This is a genomic window from Kiritimatiellia bacterium (assembly GCA_028715905.1).
Taxonomy (GTDB): Bacteria; Verrucomicrobiota; Kiritimatiellia; order JAAZAB01; family JAAZAB01; genus JAQUQV01.
Map to the genome: position 1 here is coordinate 1 of JAQUQV010000039.1, position 22,071 is coordinate 22,071.

A 22,071-nucleotide genomic window follows, 5' to 3' on the forward strand; every position below is an offset into this window, starting at 1 on the left:
GCTCGCTCGCACAGACGCGCGTTTTTTCAGGGTCATCGTATTTTTGCATTATTTGCGGGTGTAGCTCAATGGTAGAGCTCCAGCCTTCCAAGCTGGTGGTGAGGGTTCGATTCCCTTCGCCCGCTCCCGCCTCCCGCGCCGCGGCGTAATCTCTGACCGGCCCGCAATGGATGCTACAACATCAGGGAAAACCGAAAACGGACCAATTGAACTGTTGGCGCCGGCCGGCAATATCGCCGCCGGTTATGCGGCCCTGCATTACGGGGCAGACGCGGTTTATCTCGGCCTTGCCAGCTTCTCGGCGCGCGCCGCCGCTGAAAATTTTTCAATTGATGAGCTGGCCGAGATAGTCGGCTACGCGCATTCATTGAAAAAACGGCGCAAAATATATGCGGCCGTCAATACGCTCGTTTTGCAGAACGAGTTGGACGCCCTGATTGACCTGCTGGCCGCCATTGCCGCGGCGGGCGTTGACGCCGTCATTGTTCAGGATTTCGGCGTATTAAACATTCTGCGCCGCTATTTCCCCCGGCTCAAGGCGCATGCCAGCACCCAGATGGCGATTCATAACATTCACGGGGCGGAAACCGCGCGCCAAATCGGCATGACGCGGGTTACTCTGGCCCGCGAATTGACCCTGGGCGAGATCGGCGCAATTGCCGCGAAATCAAAAATTGAGACGGAAGTCTTTGTTCACGGCGCGCTTTGTTATTCCTACAGCGGATTATGCCTGTTTTCCTCGCACCTTTACGGCCGCAGCGGCAACCGCGGCCGCTGCGCCTATCCCTGCCGGGAATGGTTCCGGCCGGCCAGGCCGGAACGGGATTCAATTCCGGCGCGCGGCGCCGGCGGTTTCGTTTTTTCCATGAAAGATCTGGCATTGCCGCACTGTATCGCCGCCCTGCGGCAAATCGGCGTCACCGCCTTGAAAATTGAAGGGCGGATGAAAAGCCCGCTTTATGTCGCGGCCGCGGTCAATTATTACCGGCGTCTTATTGACGGCCGTTTTCATCCCGCCGAAGCGCGCGAATTTGCCTCCGACCTGCAAACCATTTTCAGCCGGCCCTGGACGGATTTATACCTCAGAACGCGCAACAACCGCGGGGTAACAGACCCGAAAATCCAGGGGCATCGTGGTTCGCCGGCGGGCCGGGTGCAAGAAATTAAAAAATATCCGGGCGGACATTTTCTGCGGTTCAAAACAACGCTTCCGATAGAACTGCATGACGGACTGCAGATTGATATTGAGGGCCAGCCGCGTCCTTTCGGTTTTGCGGTAAAAAACATCCATTGCGCAGCTGCTGCATGCGCAAAACGCGTTTTTGCCGCGCCGGCCGGAGCCAGCGTGGAAATCCGGCTTCCGCGCGGTCATCCGCCCATTTCCCCGGGAGCGGTTGTTTACAGCGCCTCATCGCAGAAAGTTAAGCAACAGTACGTTTTTTCCCGGCCAAAGCCCGGTTGTTTCCGGCCCTGCCAAACGGCAGATTTTGAGGTGCGCGTGGAAGAAAACGGCCTGGACTTGGCGGCGGCATCGGCCGGCGTGAAAGCCCGGAAACATATTGCGGGATTTTTCCAGCCGGCCAAGGACATCAAGCAGGTGGAAGGAGCTATTGAGGCGGCGTTCCAAAAGCTCGGGAACACGCATCTCAAGCTCGGAAAGCTCGCTGTTCATAATCCTCATAATTTATTTGTCCCCATTTCCCTGCTCAATGCCGCCCGCCGCGGCATTTCCAGGGCGCTTGAACTGGAAATTGATGCCGGGCCGCAAAAATACGCCGATGAGATTAAAGCGGAATTTTACGCCGACCGTACAGCGGCCCGGGCGGCCCGGCCGGAAAGCGGCAATTTGCAGTGGAACATCAAGACCGATCAGCCGCATTTGCTGGCCGCGTTTGGTTCTGAAGACTGGCGCGCCATCGGCGAGGTTATTGTTGAATGCGCGCCCGATATTTTCCCTGAGTTTTTCAAACAGTTGCCCGTCTTGTCGGAAAAAATTGGCCCGGCGCGTTTGCGTCTGGCCCTGCCGGCCGTCATGCGGTCGTGGGAAATGGATTTTTTCGTGAAAACCGTTAAGACTTTTCTTGCCGCCGGCCGGCGCCAATGGCAAATATCCAATCTGGGCGCCTGGTCGTTCCTGCATTCCCTGGCCGACGGCGGGACGCGGCTGGATATTTCCGCCGATTGGCCGATGTACGCGCGGAACAGGGCCGCGGTTTTACAGCTCAAAACCCTGGGTATAAACGGTTTTACGCTCTCGCCGGAAGACGATTTTGAAAACGCGCGCGCGCTGCTCTCCGAATTTGCCGGCGCAGCCGCGGCCATTGTTTATCAGGACACGCCGCTCATGGTTTCCGAAACCCGCGTGGCGATTCCGGAAAATCATGTCCGGGAAATGCGGTTTGCTTCATCCCGCGGAGATCAAATCCGGATTGTCAGCCGTCATGGACGGAACACGGTGCTGAGCGGGCGGCCCTTTTGCCTGGCGGCGCATTTGAACGAATTAACCGGGGCGGGCGCGGTATTGCTCAGGGCGGACTTCATGCATCGCGCTTACGCGGCAAAAGAAATGCTTGATATTTGGCGCCGCCTCCGGGCTGGTCTTCGGCTTACGGAGGGCCAGTCGCCGTTTTGGAACCGGCGGCGGCAAGCCGGAGCAGACCGCGGCCCCGGCGCGCCCGCGTGAGCTTCCCGCTTTTATTTCGGAATAGCCGTCCATTCATCGGTTGCGTTCAGCGCCCGCCGTCCGGCTTCCAGAATCGCCATGATTGCCAGAGTTTCTTCCTTCGGCACGACCGGCTCCCGATTTTCAAAGAAGCCCAGCATCCGCTCAATAAAACTCTGGAAAAAGCCGCCTTTCACTTCCGGAATATTTATCCCTTTGCCTTCGCCGTGCTGGACGGAAATCTGGAAAGGATGCTCGGGAAGCATGCTGAACATGGCCCGGCGGCCATGCTCATAGTCAAGGAGCATGACCGGCACGCTTTCTGTGCCGCAATGCATCAGCCGTTTTACGCCGGGACCCATCAGCGAGACGATCATTTCCACCTGGTGAATGCTGTAAATGGCAAAGCGGCCCGGCCCGCGGGTGGCAACGAATTTTATATCGTTGATTTCCCTGTTGGTTTTGATATCCGCGACTTCCTGCGCAAATCTCAGGGCGGAACTGGAAAACATCGGCGTCTTGGATTTTTCCGCCCAGGCAAACAGCTTTTCCGCGGTTTTAAGATCGGGCGCGAAAGTTTTGTCAACATAGACCGGTTTCCCGGACGAAAGCACATCGCGGCACAAATCCTCATGACGCTCGGGATTATTAGGGGAAAGAACCACAATGCAGTCCGATTTCTCTGTTAATTCTTCCTTTGTGGCGGTCAATTCCACTTTCTGGGTTGCGCACCACTGCCGGCTTGTCTGTCCCCCCGCCTCCTGGTCCTTTTCCGCCCAGGCATAACAAACGTCAAATTTATCCTTGAATGAACTTTCCCTGATCCATTTCGGATAATTATTGGCATGCCACTCGTCCAGAAAATAATCTATGAATCCAATTTTTTTCATCGGTCTTTTCCTCCTTTTTGTTTAATACACTCCGCAAATCACTTCCATCACCCGCACTCCGTCAACAACCGTGCATGATAACTTGTGTTTGCCTTCAATGGCGCCGAGGAAATGGCTGATTTCCTCGGCAAAGCCGTTGCTTTGCTTGACGGGCCGGGCGGTCCAATCCTTGTCGCCGGCCAGACGCACCAGCACCTTTTCGCGGTCGGTATAATCGTAGCGCATTTTGCCCTTTGTGCCGGTGATTTCAATGAAGGCCGAGCCGGATCCGGCCACAAAGGAAGACGCCATGACGCCCAGCGCGCCCTTGTCGGATTTGACCACCAGCACTCCGGCGTCTTCAACGTCGGTCGTTTTAAAATGCCGGTGCATGAGCGCCCGCTGTTCCGCGATTTCGCCGACGATGAATCTGAAAAGATCAACCGAATGGCTGTTGGTATCCAGCAGGCAGCCGCCGCCGGCGACAGCCTTTTTGGTAAACCATTTTGTTTCCATGGCAAAAGACGGCCCGCAAAAGATATTATTAAACAAGACTATATCGCCGATTTCTCCGGAAGCCGCAATATCGCGCAGCATGATATTGGCATACATGAAGCGGTGGCGAAAAGCCGGCATCAACAATGCCCGTGATTTTTCCGCGGCGTCGCGCACGCGCCGCGCCGCTTGGATGTCATACGCCAGCGGTTTTTCACAAAGGACATGCACGCCTTGTTGAAGCGCATAAACCGCCGTTTCTTCGTGCGCCACGGGCGGGGTGCAAATGCTGATCAGGTCGGGCTTGACCGCATCCACCAGTTCCCGGTAATCCTTGCAAATCCGCGCGCCGCCCAGTTCGGCGGCGAATTTTTTGGCCGCTTCCGGGTTGTTATCCGCGACGCCGGCGCATTGAGCGTCATGCTCCTTGAACGCCTCAATATGCGCCTTGGCTATTGCCCCGCAGCCTACGACTCCAAACTGCATTTTTTTCATGTTATTTTTGTTCCCTTGGTTGTTTTTTGTTTATTCCACATTCTCATCCGGATTCCCTCGCCACCAACCGGGGGCTGAGAAGGATTGATTTCTCCTCAACCCCGTAGATCAGGTTGATCAATTTACGGGCGGCCAGGCGACCCTCCTCGCGGAAAGGCTGATGGATGGTCGTCAACGGCGGATCCGTTACCTCGCCCAGTTTCATGTTGTCATATCCCACAACCAGAACATCATGGCCGGGATTCAAGCCCGCCTGGCGCAGCAGGCGAATTACGGCAAGGGCCAATATGTCATAAACGGCGAAAATGCCCGCTGGCCGGGCGGATGCCTTGCAGAATTTTATCAATTTTCGCAAACCGGTCTCGTCCTTTGAAAAAAAATCAGCCGAGCGTCCCGCTTCGGCCAGCTTTTCCGCAAAACCGGGGCCGCGTTCCTTGAATTTACCCGCCACCGCAAAGGCTTTGCAACGCCGCGCCAGCAGTCGTTCGGCGGCCAGGCGGCCGCCAAGGCGTTCATCCATTGCCACCACCGGCACGCCGGGAATTTCCAGCGCGCAATTCAACAAGACGATCTTGCCGCCGCCCATCCGGAAGCGTTCCACCTCGCGGGCAATTTGCGGCTGGGTTATGAGCATGGGATACGAAATGACGCCCGAATGGGCCAGGTCAAGATTATGCCGCATGAACCGGCGGAATCCCTTCACCGAAAAATCGCCGTCAATTTGCAGGGGAAAACCCTCTTCCTGCGCGCTTTCGGAGATTCCAAAAAGCAAATCCGCGATGAGCTGGTTGGGCGTGGCGGACACGAACACGCCGATGGTCGGCAGGGCGCCGCGCTTGATGAACTCGGCCGCCCGGTTGGGGTGAAAATTCAGGATTTTGGCGGCCGCGGCGATCTTCCGGACGGTATTCGGCGCCACGCGGGCGTTTTTGTCCGGCCGGCGGCTGAGCGCTCTGGAAACCACCGAAACGGAGAGGCCGAGGCGTCCGGCCACATCCTTCAGCGTTGCCTTGCGCTTCCGGCCGGGATTGAACAAACGTTTGTTCATCGGATGTAAAAAAATAAAAGCAGCCGCTTTTTTTATTAATTGCAGATAAGAATAAACCTTTTTGTTTGCATTGCAAGCTTTTTTTTCAGTTTTTTCCGTGTTGCCCGCGCGCGTTACTTCTGCTCCCCCGTAAAATACTTATGGTTTTCCGGAATACAATATGGTAGATTTCCTTTCAGTTTTTCATAACGGAGCAACAATGACTGGAAAAAAGACAACGTTTCCGGACGCTTTCAAAAAGGATATCACCGAGGAACGCCTCCTCAACAGCATCCGGCACCACATTAAATACACCCGCTGCAAAAACTGGAATTCGGCGACCATGTTTGACAAGTATGAAAGCGTGGCCCGCGCTGTCCGCGACCTGGCCGTTGAACGGATGATCGCCACCCAGGGGGCTTATTACGACCACGACGTCAAGCGGGTTTATTATCTTTCCATGGAATTTCTGCTGGGGCGGCTTTTGTGCAACAATATCATCGCGTTGCAGGCCGGCGCCGCCGCCCGGAAGGCGATTGAAGACCTGGGCATTGATTTTGAGGCCCTCTGCCGGACCGAAGAGGATGCCGGTCTGGGCAACGGCGGCCTGGGCCGCCTGGCGGCCTGTTTCCTGGATTCAATGGCCACCATGGAACTGCCGGCCTACGGTTACGGCATCCGCTACGAACACGGCATGTTCCGCCAGGAAATAGAAAACGGCTGGCAAAGGGAGCGCCCGGACGACTGGTTGAAATTCGGTTATCCGTGGGAAATGGTCCGGCCGGAATACACCATACCGGTCCTCGTCTACGGCCGGGTGGAAACAGTGAAAAAAAACGGAGGCGGTGAAAAGCAGGTCTGGACCGACTGGCAGATGTTTGAAGGTCTGCCTTATGACATTCCCGTGATCGGCTACAACAACAATACCGTCAATTTTCTCCGGCTCTGGAGCTCGCGCGCCAGCGAAGACTTCCGTTTGGATGTGTTCAACCGGGGCGACTACATCAAAGCCATGCAGGAGAAAAATTGGGCGGAAACCGTTACCAAGGTTTTATATCCTTCCGACAACACCAACCGGGGCAAGGAACTGCGGCTTGTTCAGGAATATTTTCTGGTGGCCTGTTCCGTCCGCGACATTATCCGGCGCTTTCAGAAAAAATACAAGCACCGCTGGGATGAGTTTCCGAAAAGAAACGCCATCCAGCTCAATGACACCCACCCCGCCCTGGCAATCGTTGAGTTGATGCGGTTCTTTGTTGACGAGCTTGAAATACCCTGGGAAAAAGCCTGGGATCTGACCGTGAACACTTTTGCCTACACGAACCATACCATCATGCCGGAGGCGCTGGAAAAATGGCCGGTTCCCCTCCTTGAAAAAGTTCTGCCGCGCCATTTGCAGATTATCTATGAAATCAACGGCCGCTTTCTCCAGCGGGTGACGGCGCGTTATCCCGGCGACTTGAACCGGCTGCGCGGCCTGTCGCTCATTGAAGAAAGCGACCCGAAACAGGCGCGCATGGCCAACCTGGCGATTGTCGGCAGCCATTCGGTCAACGGCGTTTCCGCGCTCCATTCACGCCTGATAAAAACAAATGTATTTCGCGATTTTGCGGGAATATGGCCGAAAAAATTCAACAATAAAACCAACGGCATCACCCAGAGGCGCTGGCTTCTGGCATGCAATCCGGGATTGGCAAGCCTCATCACCGGGGCCATCGGCGACGGCTGGATAAAAAACCTGGACCAGTTGAAGCCCCTGGAAACCCGGGCCGACGATCCCGCGTTCCAAAAGGCGTTCCGCGAGGTCAAGTTTCAGAACAAAATAAAACTGGCCAAATATATTTACAAGACAACCGGCATCCAAGTTGATCCCCTCTCGCTCTTTGACGTCCAGATTAAAAGATTGCATGAATACAAGCGCCAGTTGCTGAACGCCCTGCATATCATCACCCTTTATCAACAGCTCAAGGCCGCTCCTAAGACGCGTATCGTTCCGCGCACTTTCATTTTCGGCGCCAAGGCCGCTCCCAGCTACACGACGGCCAAGCATATCATCAAACTCATCACCTCCCTTGGCGAGCGCATCAACAACGATCCCGACCTGCACGGCCGGTTGAAAGTCGTCTTTTTGCCGGACTATGATGTTTCGCTGGCGGAACTCATTGTGCCGGCCGCCGACCTCTCGGAACAAATATCCACCGCCGGCATGGAGGCCTCCGGCACCGGCAATATGAAACTGGCCCTGAACGGCGCCTTGACCATTGGAACATGGGACGGCGCCAACATTGAAATCGCCGGACAAGTCGGGCTGGAAAACCTTTTTATCTTCGGATACCGGACCGAGCAGCTGGCGCAACTGCGCCCCGTTTACAACCCCCTGGATTTTTATAACACGGATATGGAGCTGCGCAGGGCGGCTGATGCGCTCATCAATAAAGAATTGTGCGCCGAGTCGCCTTCGGTCTTCGCCAACCTGCACGAATCCCTGCTGCGCGGCGGCGACCGCTATTTTGTCCTTGCTGATTATCGCCCTTACCTCCAGCGGCAGAAACAGGCCGCAGAAACATTCAGCCGCCCGGAAATATGGACGCGAAAATCAATTCTGACCGTCGCCAGGATGGGCTTTTTTTCCAGCGACCGCACGATCCGCGAATACGCGCGCGATATCTGGCAGGCAAAACCATTGCCGATCAAAACCGAGTTTGTTAAGGATTTCGCTTATTGACCAGGCATAAAGCAGTAAAAAAATATTTCAGCGAGGAGGATTGAAATATGAATAAAAAACCTATTTTAATTATTTTGTTTTCTTGTCTGCTTCATTGCAACGTCCGGGCCGGGGAGACCCCGCGCGCCGCCGCGGAAAATGAAGTTAACGCCGCCGGCGGCATTGTGGTCAACGGCATCAACCTCAATGCTCCGGAAAACAACCGCGGTTGTTCAGCCCTTCATCTGGCGGCGGAATTGAACCGCCCGGCGGCGGCCAGACTCCTCATTGAGCAGGGCGCCGACGTCAATGCGCGCAACCATCTCGGCCTGACGCCGCTCCATCTGGCCGCGCTCCATGGACATCCCGACATGGCGGCGCTACTGCTGGCCAGCGGGGCGCAGGTTAATGTTTTTGATTCCCGGGGTCTGACCCCCCTGCACCTGGCCGCGCAATACAGCCGGACGGATATGATTGATTTATTGCTGGATTACGGCGCCGATATTGAGACGAAAACCAACGACCGCGGCTTAACGCCGTTGCACTGGGCCGCTTTCTGGGGCAATATTGACGCCATCAACGCCCTTGTTAAAAACGGGGCCGACACCGACGCGCGCGACTACCAGGGGCGCACGGCGCTGACCTGGGCGGAACAACATAACAACTACGACGCGGCCCGATTGCTGGCGCGGAAAGGGGCCAAAAGAAATCCGCGCGATAAAGTCCGCTTCATCAGCTTCTCCGAATGCGACGACTGAGAGGGGATGAGCGGTATACGAAAATGCTGCCCGATTATCATATTCACACTCCTTTCTGCAGGCACGCCGAAGGCGAGCCGGCGGAATTCCTGGCCGCCGCCCGGCAAGCCAATCTCCCTGAAATATGTTTTACCGACCACGCTCCCAATCCGGACAATTATGACCAGCAGCACCGGATGGGGATGGCTGAATTTGAATTGTACCGCGCAAAAATACGCGCCGTTTCAACGGACCGGAATAACGGGCCCGCGTCAACCGGGCTGCAAACCCGCGTGCTCTTCGGCGCCGAAGCCGATTATTACGAGGGTTGCGAGCGTTTCCTCCGGGAATGGCTGCCGCACCGGCCCTTTGATCTCGTGCTCGGCTCGGTGCATTTTATTAATGACTGGGGTTTTGACAATCCGGACGAGCGCGAAGTGTGGGACAACGTTGACGTCGCCGGCACGTGGCGCGAATATTTTAAATTAATCGGCCGCCTGGCGGAAACAAAACTTTTTGACGTTGTCGGCCACCTTGATCTTCCCAAAAAATTCGGATTTTTACCGTCCGAGCCGGTCCTGAAAGAAATGGCCGGGCCGGCTCTGGACAAAATCGCCGGTGCGGGGATGGCGATTGAAATCAACACCTCCGGTCTGCGCAAACCGGTCCGGGAAATTTACCCCTCCCTTTTCCTGCTCGGCATGGCGAGAGCGCTGGATATTCCCGTCTGTTTCGGTTCGGACGCCCATCTCCCGGACGAAGTCGGTTATGAGTTTGCCTGCGCCATGGCCTGGGCCCGGCAAGCAGGTTATTCCGAGGCGGTGCGTTTTGCCGGCCGCAAGCAAACACGGTACGCTTTGCCGGTTCAACACGTGGCCGCGAATCCGTTCCCGGCAAGTGGTGAAACCGGTTGCCGGCGCGCGCCGTAAGCTTGGCTTGACAAAACAAAAAGGGACAAAAAAGGAAGGCTCCCCGACAGGGAAAAATTCCCCGGCAGGGAGCCCTAGCGGGTCCGGATGAAAGTTCTTTAATCGCCGATTACTTCAATGTATGTGCGGTCCGGGTTGAAATAAATCGTATTGGCATCAACGGCATAACCGACGATTCTGACAACCTCGTTTGCCCCGCTCGGCCGGGTGGCGGTAATTTGATTGGCGGTAGTGGAGAGATAAAGAATGTCTCCCGGGTTAAACGACCACGCGCCATCATATTGGCCGTTTAAAAGCATCCCTTCTCCCACGGTTGTTCCCAGCGCCAGCCCCAGCATACCCTGGGCGGTGGCGGCGACGGACGCGCTGGCGTTGCTCCAGCTGCCGTCCGGGGCAAAACAATAAACGTTGGCGGCGGCAATCGCATCGCCCGCCGTCCCGGTCCGGTTAATTACGGCGTTATCCCAGGCGTTTGAGCGCGCATTCAGCCCGTCGGCAATGCCCTTTGCGGCATCGGCTTGGTTGGAAACCACGACCATATCGGCCTGCAGTTTGGTGATATTTCCTTCGGCCGCGTCAAGATCATTGCTGACTACAACCACGTCGGCCTGCAGTTTCGTGATGTTTCCTTCGGCCGTGTCAAGATCGTTGCTGACCACAACCACGTCGGCCTGCAGTTTCGTGATGTTTCCTTCGGCCGTGTCAAGATCATTGGAGATTGCCCCGATCTGCTCAATATGCAGGTCAACCTGATTACTGATTGATCCCACGTCATTATTCAGAGTGCCGACTGATGTGTTTAACACGCCGGTGGCCGTCTGCAACTGCACCAGTTCGTTGGTCAGGTCGCCGCCGGTTACCTGGTTCCAGTTGGAAATTGCCACGCCGCCCAGGGCGATGTAATTCGTTTCGCCGGCGTCATTCGTAAGCGCGACGGTCAGATTATTGCTGATGACCAGTGCGCCGGTCATGGTATCGCCGGTGCGGTGAACCACACCCGTCAATGAAATACCGGATGAGGAAATATTGGTCAGTCCGGCGCCGTTGCCGAAGAAACCGGCCTCGTTTGTCAAGGGGCCCGTCATGATATCGCCGACGCGGAGCACGCGGGCGTTGGCGGCGGTCCAGAGGGCGCCGGTGGCGGCGGCATAATCATCAATAAGTACGCGCTGGTTAACCGCGGCCCAGAGAGCGCCGGTGGCGGCGCTGTAAGTGGCGGCCAGCACGCGGGCCTTAATTCCGGCGGCCCCGTCCCACATATCGTTGGTGGAGGCGGCGATGCCCGCCATGGCCGGAGTGAAAACCACTTGCACCCAGTTGGTGTGAATGGGATCTTTTTCGTCAAGGACAATGGACATTGACTGCCATGTGCCCACGCCGGCCGCGTCGGACACCAGCACATATCCGTCGGTGGCGCCGGTCGGCATTTTAAAACCGGCGGCCTGGATTGTGCCGCTGACATCCAGCTTGGCGGCCGGGGTCATAGTGCCGATACCGACGTCTCCGCTGGCCTGGTTTTCAAAAATATTGGAGCCCATCACGGTGCGCGCCACGAGCGCTTCGGCGGAAGCGGTAATCTGCTGGCGGGGCGTCATGGTTTCGCCGTTGATGCCCAGCTCAAGATAAACGCTCCTGTTCTCAAAGACCGAAGCCGGGATGGGGGTCAGCGAGCCGAGCGCGACTGAATAGACGCCGTCCTGCACGACGACATCGGCATGGGTTTCCGACCAGAGCAGGGCGCCGTCCGCGGCGGCGTCATAAATCTTGAACGAAAGCTCCACGGTGGTATTCAGCCGCCGGCCGTAGGCATCAAGCAAACGCGCCTGGTAATTGATCTGGCCGGTTTCCTCCGCCACAACTGGCAGGACAAAGGCCGCCGCCATCAACGCAAGAGCAATCCGGAACATCGTTTTTTTCATTTCTATATCTCCCTCATTTATATTTATTGTAAATCTTTTTTTTATCTGCCGCGGTGGCCGCGCGCCGACACGATCGTCGGGCCGGCCGTTGTCTCGTCAAGATGCCAGATGGAATCGTGCCGGTCGCGGTAAAAGACGGACACATCCGCCAGCCCGTCGCCGTCATAATCGCCCATGATGGGCAGATAGCCCGGACCGCCGCCCCACCGATCTCCCCAGACAATATGATCATACTTGTAATTGGTGATATACCATAATCCATTATCGCGTTTATACGCGGCAAAATCAGCGCAGCCGTCGCCGTCATAATCATCGGAAAGCATTGTAAAGCCGTTTCCGCCATGCGCGACGGAAACCGGCAGATAACCGCTGCCCGAAAGGGCGACGCCCAGCGCCCCCGCGGTTTCATTGTAAATCATGGGGTCGGCGCAGTCATCCATGTCAAAATCACCGATGAGGGCCGTGTACCCCGGACCGCCGAAGCCGCCGGAAAACGTGCGGTATCCATTGGCTGACAACGTGGCGGTCCAAACTCCGGAATTGCGATTGTAAATGGCGGGGTCGGCGAACATGTCGCCGTCATAATCGGCCGGGATCGCGCTGATGCCAGCGCCGCCAAAGCCGGGCAGTGAAATCGCGGCATAATTATACAGGGAAAGCCAGGCAATCCATGTTCCGGTGTTTTCCTGGTAAATCGCCGGATCGGTTATCAGGTCGCCGTCGTAGTCTTCGGGGATGGGCACGGAATCCGCCAATCCGAGCTGGATATGGAAAACACTCTGCGTTGCCGATGAAAAAACAACATACCAGGCCGCGGAAGGCTGGTGGTAATACCAGCAATCCGACTTGCCGTCGCCGTCAAAATCATCCCGCACGCGCATGACCCGGCGGTCATGGGGATAGATGAACCCGCCGTAGCTGACGCCTTCCTGATTGGTCACGGACGGAAAAGGGACCGATACGCCGGACGAACTGTAAACGGAATACGAGGCGCTGTGCCCCCATTTGCCGACGGCGCCGGCGGCATGCCATTGCCAGTCATTCGCAAAAGCCAAAACCGGCAAAAGACACAACAGAAAACAGACTGAGCGCAAAACGTATTTTGTTTGCATAAAAACACCCGGAAATACTATTAGTTAATAAGGATATAAAAATTTTTAAAAAAGTCAACAGTTTTTTTGTTTTTTTTGGGGGGGCAAATCATATCCGGAAAATATTGCCGAGCCGGCGGCCGATGAGACGGTTTATGCCCAGAATGGCGACGAATAAAAACGCCATGGCCCAGACGCCAAAGGCCGAAGCCAGGTAACGCCCGTTGCCAAGCATTTGAAACAACTCGTAAAGCGCCTTGGTAATGGGATAATGCATCTGCTTCTGGGCCAGCATGAGCGAGTCGGAAACTTCCAGCATGGCGAAACTGAAGGCCAGCAGGCCCCCGGCCAGAAGGTTAGCGCCAATCAGGGGAAGCGTTATTTTGCAGGTTGTGCGGGCCGGCGAACTGCCGACGCTGGCGGCCGCCTCTTCAAGGGCGGCCGGCGTTTGCTGCAAGCCGGCGACGGCCGCGCGCACAACGTAAGGCAGCCGGCGGACGGCGTAGGCTATAATCAGCAGGACGGTCGGGTTATTGGCGGGATTCATGGCCGCAAACAAGGCGCCGGGCTGGCTCATGCCGATGTAACCGAAGGCCACCACAATGCCGGGCACGGCCAGGGGCAGCATGGCGGCCGCATCCAGCAAAAAGCGCCAGCGCAGCTTTGTCCGCTCCACCACGACGGCAATCATGAAGCCGAGCGCCACATCAATGGCCGCGGCCATTGACGAATAAAAAAGACTGTTGCGAATGCTGGGAACAATAAGATTATCCCCGAGCGCGCCGATATAATGCGCCGCGGTCCATTTTAAAGGCAGGATTGTCTGATACCAGCCGAGCGCAACGCTCGTTAAGATCACCCCGAGATGGGGCAGGACGGCCAGCGTGAAAACGAATGCAAAGAGAAAGACGGCGGCAATGCGCGCCAGGCCTTTCAGCGGCACAAGCGCGCCTGCCGGCGCGCCCTTTTGAATGACCGCGTATTGATAGCGGCCGAAGGCCAGTTTGCCCGCGCCGTAAATGAGCGCCACGACCGCCAGCATGACCGCCACCAGCGCGTAGGGCAGAGGATTTGCGCCGATATCCTTCAAGCCGTTAAAAATCTGCACGGCCGTCAGGCGGTTATAATTGAAGACGAGGGGGGTGCCGAGCTCGGTAAAGCTCCAGATAAAAACAATGGCCCCGCCGGCAAACATGCCCGGCGCAATGAGCGGAATTGTTATGCGGCGGAACCGGCCGAAGGCGGAAAGCCCCAGGCTGGCGGCGGCTTCCTCCATTGAAGAATCAACATTGGCCAGCGCGCTCAACGCGTTCAGGTAAAAAATGGGATAAAGATGCAGGGCCTCCGTCAGCGCCACCGCAAAAAAACGCCCTTTTCCCAGCCAGTCGCAGGCATCCGGCCAGGCGCATAAACCGATTTTTACCAGAAAAGCGTTCAACATTCCGCTTTGGCCGAGAATCTGGCTGATGCCGATCGCGCCGACAAAAGGCGGCAGAATCAGCGGAATCAGGATAAGAGAGCCGAATATCTGTTTGCCGGCAAAAGCGCAGCGCGCCGAAAGCGCGGCCAGCGGCAGGCCGATGGCCATGACAAGGCAAGTGGTTACGGCCGCAAGCAACAGGCTGTTCAGCAATCCCTCCACGTAAATCGGATTGCGCAGGGTCTCGCCCAGGATCTCAAGAGTGAAACGCCCCTCAAAAATAACGGCGCCGCGGAGCACCCATCCCAAAGGCCAGAAAAAGAAAACAATAAAAAACGCTGCCGCCAGCAAAGCAATGGCAAGAGCTTGATGTTTTTTCATAACTTTCCGTAAATCACCCGGCCTGTCCGTCCTAAGGCGGCAGTGCCGCCATCCAAAACTTTCCCGGCTGGCGATCCACCGGTCTTATTTAAACTTCTACGCAAAAGTGTATCATGTTTAAATGGAACGGTTTAAAACACAGACGGCCGAAAGTTCACCGGCGCCGCCCTTCCGGATTGCTTTCGTCTTTTGCCAGAAACGCGGCCCGGCGGTATTGGTTTCTGAAAAATACCGTCCATTCGCGCATCAGCCGGGCCTCTTCAAGCTTATCGGCCAACTGCGCGGCGGTGGTTGCCAGGGCCCGCTCGTATTCCGCGCCCTCGGGTAGGGCCGCAAAAACCGCCATGGCGCGCGGGCAGGCCGCGGGCCCGCCGGCCTGGTTAATGGTTTCCCAGGCCCGCTTCAGTTCATCATGGGGGTCAATGCACATGGATCGGATCAGCGCCTTGATAACGCCGAAAAGCGGTCCGGTCCAGCCGCTCCGGTATTCAAACCGGCCGGCAGTCTGATAAGGCCGGGCCGCCGGATCAGACATGCTGGCCAGGTACGGCGCCGCGTACAAATCGCGCCGTATGGGAAGCCGGCGCAGGGCATAACGCGTCGGGCCTCCAGGACAACCAACGCGCGTGTTCCAGAGAAGCTGTCCCTCTGTGCTCAGGCAGAAGTCAATAAAACGCTCCGCGGTTACGCGGTTGGGCGCCCCGCGCAACAGGCTGATCGGATCAACCGAAACCGAGGAACCACCGCCCGGGGTAACATATTTCATTCTAAAGGAGGCCTCGCTGCGTTCAACCGTTTCGCTTTCAAAACGGCCGTAAAAATCAATGCACATGCCGGCGGCGGCGTTGCCCTGGGCCACGTCAACTGTCACCTGGCCGGCCGAATCGGTAAAATACCGCGCATTGGCTCCGATCTGGCGAATCAGCAGAAAAGCGCGCCGCCAACCCTCCGCCAGGTCTGAAATTTGCGCATTGCCGGCGGTTTGACCGCGCGCGGCAAGCTGTTCGGAAATCTGTTCTTGAATAAGCATTTCAAAGGCCTTGTTGATGGAGCCGCTTTTGGTCGGATCGGCCAGGGCGACGCGTTCAAACAGCCGGAAGTCCGCCAAATCCCGCCATTTTTGCAGCGGCGGAGACAATCCGCGGTAAGCCAGGGAATCCTCGTTGTAACAGATGCCGAAAGAGCTCAGGCAGCAGCCGTACCAGCGGTCGCCGGGGTCATAAAAAACTTCGCCCGAGAAACAGGAGGGGATGATTTCCCCGTTGAGCCATTCGGGATGGCGTTCGCGGAGCCCGCAGGGAACGCTGTGTCCCTTTCCGGCCCGGAGCGCGTGATCGTATTGTCCCCCGCCGAAAAAGAGGTCTATCCCGATCCCGGCCAGGCCCGCCCGCCCGGCCGCCAAAAATGAACTGTCAAGGTAACGCGCGATTTCGCTCGTGCCGCCGATATTGCGCCAGTCAAAAACGACATCCCCGTGAAATTTTTCGCGGTGCCAGCGCCGGAAGGCGCGCTCAAATTCATACTGCACGGCCTCATTGTGCGGGCTGACGATCACCAGCCGCGCGGAACGACCGCCCGGCGTTTCCCTGGCCGGCCGGAGCAGGAAAGGAACGGCCAGCAAAAGCAGCAACACCAGGATATAGACGCCGTCCTGCGGCTTTAAGGTTCTCATCCGGGGTAAAAAAATATTATTTTGCTTTTCATCTTTCAATCATAAAACACGCGCTCAATTTGCTTGACGTATTTATCATGGCCGGGATATATTGTGCAGAACTCACTTTTCAGCGAAAGAGAATTAATTATGACAAACAAAACAACGGATGACCAGAACAATGACGGAAGCCGGACGCCGCCGATCGCCTTGGTGCTTGAGCTTGAATTTATGCTGTTCCGCGGCCGGCAGCTGATGTACGAAGCGTTTTGCCGCGTCTTGAAAGAACACCAGCTTGCGCTGGACCAGACTTTTTTTTCGCGTTACTGCCTGCCGCGGAAAATTGAAAAATGCCTGCGCGGGCTTTTGCCGGCCATGGGGAAAAAGGGATTGGCGCCGGAAAATATCGCCGATAAAATCCGGCGGGAATTTGAGTCGTCATTAAACGCGGACACAACCCGGCCGGCGCCGGAACTTGTTGCCCTGCTTAAAAAGACGGCGGCCGCCGGCGCCAAAACCGGCCTGCTTTCCTTCCTTGCGCGGGAAAAAGCCGAACAGCTTATGGCGCGGGCCGGCCTTGATCAGACCGCATTTCTGCATGTTATGAAGAAGGAGGCCGATGATTTGCCCACGCCCGACAGCTGGTTGTCGCTTTTGAAAGCCATGGCGGTGGTCCCGCGCTGCGCCATTGCCCTGGTTGACGGCGCCACGGCCTGCCAGTCAGCCCTGGCGGTCGGCATGCGCTGCTGCGCCGTACCCGATTGTTTCACGGAGTGGCAGGATTTTACCGGCGCCGACCGGGTGGAGGAAAACATTTCCGGCCTGAGCCCGGACGGCATCATCACCCTGCTTTCCACCGCCCGTTTCCGAGAGCGTTCCCGATGAATACTCAGATGGATGAAGCGCGCGCCGGCCGCATCACGCCGGTTATGAAAGCGGTTGCCGCGGACGAAAAACAAGCTCCTGAAAAAATCCGCGCTGAAATCGCGCGCGGACGCGCGGTTCTGCCGGCCAATCCGCGCCATAAAAACCTGCGCCCGAAAATTGCCGGCCGCGCATTCCGCACCAAGGTCAACGCCAACATCGGCCTCTCAACGGAACAATCCGATTCGCCGCGCGAATTGCGCAAACTGGTAACCGCCCTGGAAGCCGGCGCCGATTTCGTGATGGATTTGAGCGTCGGCCCGGATTTAAGCGGCCTGCGCCGGCGCATGCTGGCGAATTGTCCGGTTCCTTTCGGCACCGTCCCCATTTACGAGGCGGTTTGCCGGACCGGCGGAGCGGTTGAATCGTTTGACCCCGAAGTCCTGATGGAAGTGATTGCCGAACAGGCCGGGCAGGGGGTTGACTTCATGACCCTGCATGCCGGCCTGTTGAAGGAATATGTGCCGCTGGCGATGAAAAGGCGCGCCGGCATAGTCAGCCGCGGCGGCGCAATCCTGGCCGCCTGGATGAAACGGCATAAGGCCCAGAATCCTCTCTATGCCCGCTGGCCGGAAGTGCTGGAAATCTGCAAGGCGCATGACGTTACCGTTTCGCTCGGCGACGGTCTGCGGCCCGGATGTCTCGCCGATGCAAGCGACAAGGCGCAGTTTGCCGAGCTGGATACGATCGGCGCGCTGGTGCGCCAGTGCCGCCGGCGCGGAGTGCAGGTGATGGTTGAAGGCCCCGGCCATGTGCCTTTTGACCAGATCCGCATGAACGTTGAAAGGGAACAGAAGGTCTGCGGCGACGCCCCTTTTTACGTGCTCGGTCCGGTGGTTACCGATGTTGCTCCGGGCTACGACCATATTTCCGCCTGCATCGGCGCCTGCGCCGCGGCATCTTACGGCGCCTCCCTGCTCTGCTACGTGACCCCGGCCGAGCATCTGGGACTGCCGAACAAAGAAGAGGTGCGCGAAGGCCTGATCGCTTTCCGGATCGCGGCGCACGCCGCCGACGTCGCCCGCGGTCTGCGACACGCCCGCGACTGGGATGACGCCATGACCGGCGCGCGGTTCGCGTTTGACTGGGACAAGCAGTTTCAGCTTGCCCTGGACGGAAAAAAGGCCCGGGCGCGTTTCCGGAAAATAACCGGGCGGACGACGGCATCCCTGGACCACTGTTCCATGTGCGGGGCGGAATTCTGTGCCATGCGCATCTCGCAGAAAATCAGGTGCGGAAAAAGACGCTGATTTGTTAATGAAAAAGACAAAAGCTTCCATCAACCGCCTGATTGCCATCATGGCCAGGCTGCGCGCGAAAAAAGGCTGCCCCTGGGACCGCAAACAGACCCTGGCGACGTTAAAACAATACCTGATTGAGGAATGTTACGAGGTCATTGACGCGATTGACTCGGGCGATGCCGACCGGCACGCCGAAGAGCTGGGCGACCTGCTCCTGCAGGTGGTTTTCCAGGCCCAAATCAGAGCGGAAAAAAAACAGTTTGATTTTAACGACGTGGTCCGGACGGTCTGCGCCAAGTTAATCCGCCGGCATCCGCATGTCTTCGGCAGCCTCTCCGCCGCGAACCAGCGCGAGGTTCTGCGCAACTGGGAAAAAATAAAGGCCCGGGAAAAAACCGCGCGGAACGGGGAGCAAGCTTCAATAATAGAAGGAATTCCGCGCCATCTGCCGGCCCTGCATAAAGCCCACCAATTCCAGCAGCGGCTGGCGCGCATCGGCTTTGACTGGAAAGACGCGCGCGGCGTCATGGCAAAAATAGAAGAAGAGCTTGAAGAAGTCCGCGAGGCCCTCGCCAGAGGCAACGAGCGCCAAATCCGCACTGAAGTCGGCGACCTCCTTTTCGCGGTGGTCAATCTCTGCCGCTTCCGTAAAATGCGCGCCGAAGAGGTCCTGCAGGACGCCGTTGTCAAATTTTCCCGCCGCTTTCGGGAAGTTGAACGCCTGGCGCATGCCGACCGGATTGAAATCACTCGCTGTCCCCTGAAAAAACTGGATAAATACTGGGAAACAGCCAAAAAATCTGAAAAGAAAGCGTTGCGCGCCACGGCCCGGCCGGGGGAAGGAAAAACCGCCACGCCAAGAACCGCTAAAAACGTCAAACGCTTGCCGCAAAAACGCGCAAAATCGAGATAGAGCCGAACCCCTGTTCGGCGATGTATGTTTTGTCGTCCGGAATCGCCGCATAGGGCTGCGGCTCCTGCGGCAATCAAATACAGGTGCCGCCTTAATAATTAATTTGCGCGAGAATGTTTTTGGTTGCGGACGAAACGCCGCGCCGGAAAGCCCGGGAAAGGCGGAGGAAAAAGAGTTGCGATGGAAAAAATTCCCATGGTTTACGGCTTTTCCCGGTTTTTCCTTTGGCTGGGGCTGAAAATATGGAACCACTACCGGGCCATCGGCGCCGGGAACGTTCCCGCCGAAGGCGGAGTAATTATTGCCTCAAACCACGCCAGCTTTCTTGACCCGCCGCTCGCCGGATGCGCCCTCGCGCGCCGTTATGTTCGTTTCCTGGCCCGGGACAGTCTGTTTCAGAACACGCTGGGGCAATGGTGGGCGCGCAGCGTGGGCGTGGTTTTTATTGACCGCAATCGCGGCGACCTGGCGGCTTTCAAGACGGCCCTCGCCCTTTTGGAAAACGGCGGCGCGCTTTGTCTTTTCCCCGAAGGCACCCGGTCGCCGGACGGAAAATTACAGCCGCCAAAAGCCGGCATCGGGTTCCTGATTATGAAAGCGCAAGTCCCCGTGGTCCCGGTTTATATTGACGGAAATTTTGCGGCTTTTCCGAAAGGGGCCGGATGGATCAAACCCGCAAAAATCACCGTGTGTTACGGCCGGCCCCTCGGGCCGGAAGAGTTCCAACGCCTGGGGTCCGGGAAGGACGTTTACCAGAAGGCCGCGGAATTGGTCATGGCGAAAATCGCTGCGCTCCGATCCGTTGCAGAAAAAGACGGTTAAAAAGCTTGCCAAAAGCTTGACAGACAGGCAATAATTCCGGGCGGAATCAAAAAGGCATATAATTATGAGAGAAAATGAGCATCAGGCAAAAGAAGAAGCGCTCCGCCTGGACGGCGTAGTCGTAAAAGTTCTGCCGGCAACCATGTATCGGGTCAAGCTCAAGAACGGCAATGAAATTTTAGCCCATATATCCGGCAAGATGCGCAAGCATTTCATCAGGATTTCCGTCGGCGACCGGGTCACGCTTGAAATTTCCCCCTACGATCTCACCAAGGGCCGGATCGTCTTCCGGCAGAAATGATTCAGACGTGACAGCCATAGAAACATTATCAAAACCAGCCGATCAAGAAGTGAAATATCGGATCATTGAATTTCCATTCAATGAAATCATCCAAACTAGTATTACGACTTTCTTGGAAAGTTCTTCGCCAGGTTTAAGAAAGATTTGGAAGAGGAGAAAGTAATCCTTCCATCCCCGGAACTTGAAGACGAGGAATATTTCAATTCACTCGCCGGCGTTCTGATGTCTCCCGAGGGACTACCTGATTCACTGAACGATTCCCTGTATGCCATTGACGAAATGGCAACTGAAGACGGCCAGCAACGGCAGGAGGACGGGGCTGCCGAACAGAACTTGAACCTTGCCTTTGACGAGAAGTCCTCCCGTGAGGAAATTGCTTTGCAAGTCTGGCTTGCCGACCCAGAATTGCTGGCCCGGAAACACAATGAACAACGACTTATCCGGTTATCTTCCTTTGAGTATTATAGCAGTCCGACTCCCAGATAAGAGTGGCATGAGCGGTCTTCCCCGCGCGAGCGGGGGTGTTTCTTGAGGCGGGCCATACTCGACAAAGTCGAATGCTTTGCGCTGTCCTATGTAGCTCGGATAAATGTCTTGCCATGCCGAATGCCTTGCCATCGTCTATGCCGCTTGTAAAGTTCTATTTCGAGGGCTGACCCTGATTGCTCCACATCTCATTTTTTGAATAAATCTGAGTGTGTGCCCATCCGCTCAAAGATAAGCAGATTGTTATCGATTTTGTAGATCAACAACCAGTCTGACTCAATATGACAGTCGCGCCGGCCGATATAGTTGCCAACGAGACGATGGTCGCGATGAATAAGGTCGAGAGGCTGGCCGGCAAGCAAAGTTCTGGAAATAATCTTGAATTTTTCCAGATTCTTGCCGCGCCGTTTGGCAAGTTTCAGATCCTTCTCAAATTGACGGGTGTAGACCGGGGTATACATCAAATTCCCAGCTTTTCAAACATATCGTCTGCATTTTTGCAGATGATCAAATCGCGACCGGTATCCGTGGCATCAAATGTTCGGTTGGTTGTTGATGTGGGAATGGCCAAGTTAAAAGGAAGACCATCGCGCAGTTCAACCTGCTTATAGAATATCGTTATAGCCTGGGTCGCATTCAGCCCAAGACGACGAAAGACGTTTTCGGCATGGTTCTTCAATCCGGGTTGAATCCTTGCCCGAACGGTTGCTGTTTTGTTCATATCATCTCCCTTTCCCTTTTTTTCTTTTACCGTAGCACGATCGGGCCACACATGCAATATCTTTTTTATCCAAAGCGGGCTCTGCCCGCAACCCAATGTTATTAATGCTTCCTTCCCCATGTGGTGCGAATTTGGTTCGAAAAAGGCGGCGGCGATTCCGGCTCCGCCGGAAGCCAAATTCACCCCACGCTTGCATCGGGCTTCGCTCAAAGCTACGCCCGAGTTCCCGTTAAAGACACGCAACCCTTCCGCCAAATCCTTGATGCTCTCTCAAAACCACGCC

19 protein-coding genes and 1 tRNA gene are annotated in these 22,071 nt (G+C 56.4%); 11 read left to right on the top strand and 9 right to left on the bottom strand.

Features of this window, described 5'->3' with window-relative positions:
* The first annotated feature begins 54 nt into the window (after positions 1-54).
* Together PHP98_08295 and PHP98_08300 are read left to right on the top strand one after the other, a co-directional pair.
* Positions 55-125 (top strand) — tRNA-Gly (locus PHP98_08295).
* Positions 126-166: 41 nt separating this feature from the next.
* On the top strand, positions 167-2,683 hold the full coding sequence (locus PHP98_08300; GenBank protein MDD5483635.1) for a U32 family peptidase: 2,517 nt from the start codon (positions 167-169) through the stop codon (positions 2,681-2,683).
* An 11-nt stretch (positions 2,684-2,694) separates the two neighbouring features.
* On the opposite strand, the gene PHP98_08305 is transcribed toward PHP98_08300, so the two are convergent.
* Genes PHP98_08305 through PHP98_08315 form a run of 3 tightly spaced genes read right to left on the bottom strand, consistent with a single transcriptional unit; the run spans position 2,695 to position 5,569 of the window.
* Complete coding sequence (locus PHP98_08305; protein ID MDD5483636.1) at positions 2,695-3,552, bottom strand: Gfo/Idh/MocA family oxidoreductase; 858 nt, start codon at positions 3,550-3,552, stop codon at positions 2,695-2,697.
* 21 nt (positions 3,553-3,573) lie between these two features.
* Positions 3,574-4,521 (bottom strand): Gfo/Idh/MocA family oxidoreductase, encoded by a 948-nt coding sequence (locus tag PHP98_08310; GenBank protein ID MDD5483637.1) that lies wholly within the window; start codon positions 4,519-4,521, stop codon positions 3,574-3,576.
* 43 nt (positions 4,522-4,564) lie between these two features.
* Positions 4,565-5,569 (bottom strand): LacI family DNA-binding transcriptional regulator, encoded by a 1,005-nt coding sequence (locus PHP98_08315; GenBank protein MDD5483638.1) that lies wholly within the window; start codon positions 5,567-5,569, stop codon positions 4,565-4,567.
* Between the two features lie 199 nt (positions 5,570-5,768).
* On the opposite strand from PHP98_08315, the gene PHP98_08320 reads away from it, so the two are divergent.
* Genes PHP98_08320 through PHP98_08330 form a run of 3 tightly spaced genes read left to right on the top strand, consistent with a single transcriptional unit; the run spans position 5,769 to position 9,918 of the window.
* Complete coding sequence (locus tag PHP98_08320) at positions 5,769-8,273, top strand: glycogen/starch/alpha-glucan phosphorylase (GenBank protein MDD5483639.1); 2,505 nt, start codon at positions 5,769-5,771, stop codon at positions 8,271-8,273.
* A 47-nt stretch (positions 8,274-8,320) separates the two neighbouring features.
* Complete coding sequence (locus PHP98_08325; protein ID MDD5483640.1) at positions 8,321-9,010, top strand: ankyrin repeat domain-containing protein; 690 nt, start codon at positions 8,321-8,323, stop codon at positions 9,008-9,010.
* Between the two features lie 23 nt (positions 9,011-9,033).
* On the top strand, positions 9,034-9,918 hold the full coding sequence (locus PHP98_08330; protein ID MDD5483641.1) for a histidinol-phosphatase HisJ family protein: 885 nt from the start codon (positions 9,034-9,036) through the stop codon (positions 9,916-9,918).
* A 98-nt stretch (positions 9,919-10,016) separates the two neighbouring features.
* On the opposite strand, the gene PHP98_08335 is transcribed toward PHP98_08330, so the two are convergent.
* The 4 genes from PHP98_08335 to PHP98_08350 all read right to left on the bottom strand — a co-directional run bounded on the left by PHP98_08335 (position 10,017) and on the right by PHP98_08350 (position 16,401).
* Complete coding sequence (locus PHP98_08335) at positions 10,017-11,837, bottom strand: hypothetical protein (GenBank protein ID MDD5483642.1); 1,821 nt, start codon at positions 11,835-11,837, stop codon at positions 10,017-10,019.
* A gap of 41 nt (positions 11,838-11,878) precedes the next feature.
* The gene (locus PHP98_08340; protein ID MDD5483643.1) at positions 11,879-12,949 is read right to left on the bottom strand and encodes a hypothetical protein; all 1,071 of its coding nucleotides are present in this window, start codon (positions 12,947-12,949) and stop codon (positions 11,879-11,881) included.
* Between the two features lie 88 nt (positions 12,950-13,037).
* Positions 13,038-14,729, bottom strand: coding sequence for an iron ABC transporter permease (locus PHP98_08345; protein MDD5483644.1), 1,692 nt, complete (start codon positions 14,727-14,729; stop codon positions 13,038-13,040).
* Positions 14,730-14,883: 154 nt separating this feature from the next.
* Positions 14,884-16,401 carry an extracellular solute-binding protein gene (locus PHP98_08350; GenBank protein ID MDD5483645.1) on the bottom strand — a complete coding sequence of 506 codons (1,518 nt, stop codon included), beginning with the start codon at positions 16,399-16,401 and terminating at the stop codon, positions 14,884-14,886.
* Positions 16,402-16,530: 129 nt separating this feature from the next.
* Between PHP98_08350 and PHP98_08355 the strand changes: the two genes are divergently transcribed.
* From PHP98_08355 to PHP98_08380, 6 genes are all read left to right on the top strand, one after another.
* Positions 16,531-17,265, top strand: a complete 735-nt coding sequence (locus PHP98_08355) for an HAD hydrolase-like protein (GenBank protein MDD5483646.1) — start codon at positions 16,531-16,533, stop codon at positions 17,263-17,265.
* Positions 17,262-18,554: a phosphomethylpyrimidine synthase ThiC gene (gene thiC, locus PHP98_08360; GenBank protein MDD5483647.1), complete on the top strand. Its 1,293-nt coding sequence runs from the start codon at positions 17,262-17,264 to the stop codon at positions 18,552-18,554. Before PHP98_08355 ends, thiC begins: the two co-directional genes overlap by 4 nt.
* Before the next feature lie 7 nt (positions 18,555-18,561).
* Positions 18,562-19,458: a nucleoside triphosphate pyrophosphohydrolase gene (mazG, locus tag PHP98_08365; protein ID MDD5483648.1), complete on the top strand. Its 897-nt coding sequence runs from the start codon at positions 18,562-18,564 to the stop codon at positions 19,456-19,458.
* A 180-nt stretch (positions 19,459-19,638) separates the two neighbouring features.
* Positions 19,639-20,280, top strand: a complete 642-nt coding sequence (locus PHP98_08370) for a lysophospholipid acyltransferase family protein (GenBank protein MDD5483649.1) — start codon at positions 19,639-19,641, stop codon at positions 20,278-20,280.
* Positions 20,281-20,344: 64 nt separating this feature from the next.
* Positions 20,345-20,581: a translation initiation factor IF-1 gene (gene infA, locus PHP98_08375; GenBank protein ID MDD5483650.1), complete on the top strand. Its 237-nt coding sequence runs from the start codon at positions 20,345-20,347 to the stop codon at positions 20,579-20,581.
* Between the two features lie 144 nt (positions 20,582-20,725).
* On the top strand, positions 20,726-21,067 hold the full coding sequence (locus PHP98_08380; protein ID MDD5483651.1) for a hypothetical protein: 342 nt from the start codon (positions 20,726-20,728) through the stop codon (positions 21,065-21,067).
* A 188-nt stretch (positions 21,068-21,255) separates the two neighbouring features.
* Here the strand turns inward: PHP98_08380 and PHP98_08385 are convergent, their stop codons facing one another.
* The gene (locus PHP98_08385; GenBank protein ID MDD5483652.1) at positions 21,256-21,528 is read right to left on the bottom strand and encodes a type II toxin-antitoxin system YafQ family toxin; all 273 of its coding nucleotides are present in this window, start codon (positions 21,526-21,528) and stop codon (positions 21,256-21,258) included.
* Complete coding sequence (locus tag PHP98_08390) at positions 21,528-21,998, bottom strand: type II toxin-antitoxin system RelB/DinJ family antitoxin (GenBank protein ID MDD5483653.1); 471 nt, start codon at positions 21,996-21,998, stop codon at positions 21,528-21,530. The genes PHP98_08385 and PHP98_08390 overlap by 1 nt, the downstream gene beginning before the upstream one ends.
* Between the last annotated feature and the right edge of the window lie 73 nt (positions 21,999-22,071).

Coding starts and splice junctions, on each gene's coding strand:
- thiC (MDD5483647.1), top strand. CDS start 17,262: ATGAATACTCAGATGGATGAAGCGCGCGCCGGCCGCATCACGCCGGTT.
- PHP98_08340 (MDD5483643.1), bottom strand. CDS start 12,949: ATGCAAACAAAATACGTTTTGCGCTCAGTCTGTTTTCTGTTGTGTCTT.
- PHP98_08310 (MDD5483637.1), bottom strand. CDS start 4,521: ATGAAAAAAATGCAGTTTGGAGTCGTAGGCTGCGGGGCAATAGCCAAG.
- PHP98_08335 (MDD5483642.1), bottom strand. CDS start 11,837: ATGAAAAAAACGATGTTCCGGATTGCTCTTGCGTTGATGGCGGCGGCC.
- PHP98_08370 (MDD5483649.1), top strand. CDS start 19,639: ATGGAAAAAATTCCCATGGTTTACGGCTTTTCCCGGTTTTTCCTTTGG.
- PHP98_08305 (MDD5483636.1), bottom strand. CDS start 3,552: ATGAAAAAAATTGGATTCATAGATTATTTTCTGGACGAGTGGCATGCC.
- mazG (MDD5483648.1), top strand. CDS start 18,562: ATGAAAAAGACAAAAGCTTCCATCAACCGCCTGATTGCCATCATGGCC.
- PHP98_08355 (MDD5483646.1), top strand. CDS start 16,531: ATGACAAACAAAACAACGGATGACCAGAACAATGACGGAAGCCGGACG.
- PHP98_08350 (MDD5483645.1), bottom strand. CDS start 16,401: ATGAGAACCTTAAAGCCGCAGGACGGCGTCTATATCCTGGTGTTGCTG.
- PHP98_08325 (MDD5483640.1), top strand. CDS start 8,321: ATGAATAAAAAACCTATTTTAATTATTTTGTTTTCTTGTCTGCTTCAT.
- PHP98_08385 (MDD5483652.1), bottom strand. CDS start 21,528: ATGTATACCCCGGTCTACACCCGTCAATTTGAGAAGGATCTGAAACTT.
- PHP98_08320 (MDD5483639.1), top strand. CDS start 5,769: ATGACTGGAAAAAAGACAACGTTTCCGGACGCTTTCAAAAAGGATATC.
- PHP98_08330 (MDD5483641.1), top strand. CDS start 9,034: ATGCTGCCCGATTATCATATTCACACTCCTTTCTGCAGGCACGCCGAA.
- PHP98_08345 (MDD5483644.1), bottom strand. CDS start 14,729: ATGAAAAAACATCAAGCTCTTGCCATTGCTTTGCTGGCGGCAGCGTTT.
- infA (MDD5483650.1), top strand. CDS start 20,345: ATGAGAGAAAATGAGCATCAGGCAAAAGAAGAAGCGCTCCGCCTGGAC.
- PHP98_08300 (MDD5483635.1), top strand. CDS start 167: ATGGATGCTACAACATCAGGGAAAACCGAAAACGGACCAATTGAACTG.
- PHP98_08315 (MDD5483638.1), bottom strand. CDS start 5,569: ATGAACAAACGTTTGTTCAATCCCGGCCGGAAGCGCAAGGCAACGCTG.